This window comes from Chamaesiphon sp. OTE_8_metabat_110 (assembly GCF_031382685.1).
Classification (GTDB): domain Bacteria; phylum Cyanobacteriota; class Cyanobacteriia; order Cyanobacteriales; family Chamaesiphonaceae; genus Chamaesiphon.
In genome coordinates, this window is record NZ_JANMZA010000665.1 from 1 (window position 1) to 4176 (window position 4176).

The following is a 4176-nucleotide window of genomic DNA, read 5'->3' on the forward strand; positions in this document are numbered from 1 at the left end:
ATAAATATACCGCCCGACAAATAAGTCCATCACCAGGAAATGTACCCAACCGACAGCAGCAGCCCCTTCATCGGCAAAAAAGCGGGCAATGTCAGCTAGTTTAGGGTTGGCGAGAGCCGCTGCTGATTCGGGATTGACAGCGACAACCAGCAGGTAGATATACAATCCCGCGAGGGTGGCGAAGGGAAGGGGCGATGAAATTACTTTGCGGGTAATCTCCCATTTGGGTAAGACAATCATCAATGCCCAGAATGGGAGGACGAATAAGTTAGCAGCATCGAATAGTTGACTAAGCATTGGACTATATAAATAAGGAACCGAACGACAGTAGGATCTACTATCTATTATCGCTGGTACTTCAGGGTTGCCATCACCAGCCGCTGGAATGAGGACGGCAAGAGTGACAGAGGCATAAATGGGGCAAGTGCATCGGTTATCTCTACATCGATCGACACTTCGCCCTCCCGATCCCCCGCGTTAAAATTGAAGAAATTCGATAAGTAAAGACTTTCCACTGTCAAAGTCGTTACATTAAAAGAATAAATAAGCTTTTTTTACAGGTAGTTATGCTCGATAAACTCCGCGCTCTTCTTAAACCTATGTTGAAGTCCTTTGTAGCAGTCGGACTAGTCCTAACTCTCGTGTTCGCTCAGACTGGAGATGCTTTTGCCGCTCGTAGTGGCGGACGCATCGGTGGTGGCTCGTTCCGCGCTCCTAGCCGGGGGGGCTATAGTTCACCTAGTAATGGTTACGGTCGTGGTGGTGGCTACTACCCAGGTGGTGGTTTCTCACCTTTCTATCTCCCCTTCCTCTTTGGTGGCGGCGGTGGCAGCTTGTTGTCGCTGTTAGTGCTGATTTCAGTGGGTGGATTCTTGCTTAATACTTTCCGACGAGTCGCTGGTGGCGATAGTTTTGAAGGTGGCGATGTTTACAATCCCCAAGTTTCGATCGCCCAAATTCAGGTCGGTTTACTTGCTGAAGCTCGTGATGTCCAGTCTAAGTTAAACCAATTGGCAGAGACTGTCAATGCGGATACCGCCAGCGGCAGAATGTACCTTCTGCAAGAGACTAGCCTCGAATTGCTCCGTCACCCCGAGTATTGGACGTATGCTAAGACTGGCATTCAACAAGCTAAACTCGATCGAGCAGAAGCCGTATTCAATCAACTGTCTCTCAACGAGCGTGGTAAATTTACGACGGAAACCCTAAGCAAGGTCAATAACCAACTCCGTCAGGCTGGTGCTAATGCCACCCTCAACTCTACTGGTGAGTTAGCCACAGTCGAGCAAGAGCAAGAACGCGCTGAATACATCATCGTCACGCTCTTGGTTGCTGCTACGCGTCAGCTTGAATTACCTCAAATCAATGGTGAAAGCGATTTGCGTCAAGCTCTGCAACTGCTCGGTAGTCTCGATGCTAGTGCGATTGTCGCCATCGAAGCAATCTGGACGCCTCAAGCCAATGGTGATGCCCTTACTACCGATGATATTCTCGCCTACTATCCCGATCTTAAATTGGTTTAGTTAGTGTAGTTTAGCTCGATTATCTCCCAATTGTGGGAGATTTTTTTATGCTCTTAATCTCTGTTTATTAGAGGATGTCTGAAAAGTCTAATTGCTTCGTTTTTAGATCTAAATCCCCTTAGAAAGCTGCGGTATATATACAAGTCCAGGGAAGATGAGATGATGCGTAGTCCTTTACCCCACCCCAGCCCTCCCCTTATAAGGGGGGTTGGGGGGGGGTAAACCACCTCGAAACGAAGTCTAACCTACTTATTTAGGGATTTAGCAGCGACTAGCTCGAACGGCTAAAGGTAATTTAACGACAAACTCTGTCCAGCCAGCCGCACTAGTCGCATGAATTTGACCGTTTAATCGATCGACTAATTTTTGGACTAAAGATAATCCTAACCCACTCCCATTTTGTGACGTTCCTCGCGAGGGAATTCGATAAAAGCGATCGAAGATCCGTGGTAAATGTTGCTGAGGTATTTCTGCCTGATTTTTGACAACGATCGTTAGTGAATCGGAGTGTGGATGAGCTTCGATCGCGATGGAGATCTGTCCGTCTACGCGTGTATATTTACAGGCATTATTTAAGAGTTCGATCGCAATCTTAGTCAAAAGAGTGCGATCGGTTTCGATCGTCGGTAGCCATTGGGACACCGAACTAGTTAGTATTTGACCGTCATTTTTAGCACGATGAATAAATGGTTCGATCGTTGGTGGTAGCCAGGTAGCAATTGCTAATGATTCGAGATTGAGTTGCTGCTCTGAGGGTAAAGTCGGCGATACCTGTCTGCGTAATGTCTCTGGGCATAAGGATCGTTCCCGTTCTTCCACATATTCCAATCTTTGGATATCTAAGATGCGATCGATCGATTCTACCTCTCGATCGCATTCTTGTTCTAAAATATTTAAATATGTTTCCGCTCGATGTCCGAGTAGTAAATGTGAGATATCTGGATCGTTTTCTAAGCTAGTTCTCAACATCTTCATCGCCATTTTAATATTCATCAATGGTGCCCGCAAATCGTGAGCGATACTATCGATAAATTCATCCTTCTGTTGACAAATATCCTCTAAGCTACCGAGCCGCTCGATCAGTTCGGCAAGGTCGGATAAGGGGGAGCTACTCGCATTTATCGGTTCGGATGCTGTCGCGGCTTCTGCGAGCAAATTCATTGCGGTGAGGAGTTGTTGTCCTAGTGCTTGTACCCACGATAAATCTTGCGGCGACCAGATACTATGGGGGTGTCCGATCAGACAAATTCGACCCCATAATTCGGTTTCCTGGCGATCGTGAAATCCGGGCTGGGTGAGCAAAGGAATAAATACATACCGATCGCAAATATCGATCTTCATCACCGTCGTCATTGCAGTAAATTCGACGATTTCACGTTGATGCAAGCGGCGATCGATCTCCGCTGCTTTATCAGGCTCGATGCTTAGCGTCAATTGTCCGAGATCTGGCAACTGCGCGATCGTCAACCAGCGATGTAACTGGGGTTGATACTGTTCGATTAAGACTCCATTGAGTACTAAAATTTCCTGGATTTGAGTCGCGGTAAGTTGACATAGATGCGTTGAGTCGATCGGGGTAGGCATGGATCTTTATCGGGGTGCTATGGTCAGATAGTGCGTTCCGACTAGACAAATCGGTTACTGCATCTAGCGTGCAGTCTCACTGGGTCAAAAATATCTGTCTAGCCGTTAGATTAATAAAATTTGTTACAATTTAAAGATAAAGCATAGCAAAAAGTATATGAGCGATCTAGAACCAACAGAGACAGCACTACTGACACAACAGTTGGAGAGTCCAGATTTGCGCGATCGAATGGTAGCATTAGCCTCACTACGAAATGTACCTGCGGACGTGGCATTACCGTTGATCAAAAAAGTGCTCAATGATGAAAGCTTACAACTGCGATCGATGGCAGTGTTCGCTTTAGGTATCAAAGTCACCTCAGAATCTTACCCGATTTTGATCGAAATCCTCGCGAATGACCCAGATTATGGTATTCGTGCCGATGCTGCGGGTGCCTTGGGATACTTAGAGGATATCCGTGCCTTTGAAGCACTCGTCAGAGCATTTTATGAAGATACAGACTGGTTAGTCCGGTTCAGTGCGGCTGTCTCGCTGGGCAACCTCAAAGATCCCCGTGCTTTTGACGTGCTGATGAAGGCGCTAGATTCGCCCGAAGTCGTCCTCCAACAAGCCGCAATTGCTGCACTAGGCGAAATTAAAGCCCTCGCCGCCGTAGACAAGCTAGTCACGTTTATCGAGGCTGAAGACTGGTTGGTACGCCAACGTTTAGCAGAGGCGCTGGGACAATTAAACACACCCAAGAGTATCTCCGCACTCAAGTATCTCACCAAGGACGCTCATCCCCACGTTTCCGCCGCCGCCACGATCTGTCTACAACGCATGGAAGCATAAATGAGCCAGAGTGAGGGAGGTTATACTGTGTAGGGGGTTACGCGAGCAACCGATCTAAAGCCTAAAGACTTGCTCGGTAAAACACATGCGCCAGGTATCCTCCGCGCGATCCGATCCGCAAAACCTAAAGTCTAAAACCTACCCCCTGTCTTGATTCGCTGTCTTGTCGTTGTCTTGTCTTGACGCGCTCGACCTGGAGGGAACCTCCAGAACGCGCGTCGCTGACGCACACAAACG

General features: G+C 47.6%; 4 protein-coding genes. 2 read left to right on the forward strand and 2 right to left on the reverse strand.

The features are described 5' to 3' along the window. Positions 1-297 (reverse strand): ABA4-like family protein (locus RMO52_RS24000; RefSeq protein ID WP_310419409.1); only part of this gene is annotated, 297 nt, incomplete at its 3' end. A 302-nt stretch (positions 298-599) separates the two neighbouring features. Between RMO52_RS24000 and RMO52_RS24005 the strand changes: the two genes are divergently transcribed. After that, the gene (locus RMO52_RS24005; RefSeq protein WP_310419412.1) at positions 600-1523 is read left to right on the forward strand and encodes a DUF1517 domain-containing protein; all 924 of its coding nucleotides are present in this window, start codon (positions 600-602) and stop codon (positions 1521-1523) included. A gap of 261 nt (positions 1524-1784) precedes the next feature. Here the strand turns inward: RMO52_RS24005 and RMO52_RS24010 are convergent, their stop codons facing one another. Beyond that, entirely contained in the window at positions 1785-3107 is a 1323-nt protein-coding gene (locus RMO52_RS24010) for a HAMP domain-containing sensor histidine kinase (protein WP_310419415.1), read from the reverse strand. A 157-nt stretch (positions 3108-3264) separates the two neighbouring features. On the opposite strand from RMO52_RS24010, the gene RMO52_RS24015 reads away from it, so the two are divergent. Further along, a complete protein-coding gene (locus RMO52_RS24015; protein ID WP_310419418.1) occupies positions 3265-3939 on the forward strand; it encodes a HEAT repeat domain-containing protein in 675 nt (224 codons plus the stop codon). Positions 3940-4176 lie beyond the last annotated feature (237 nt).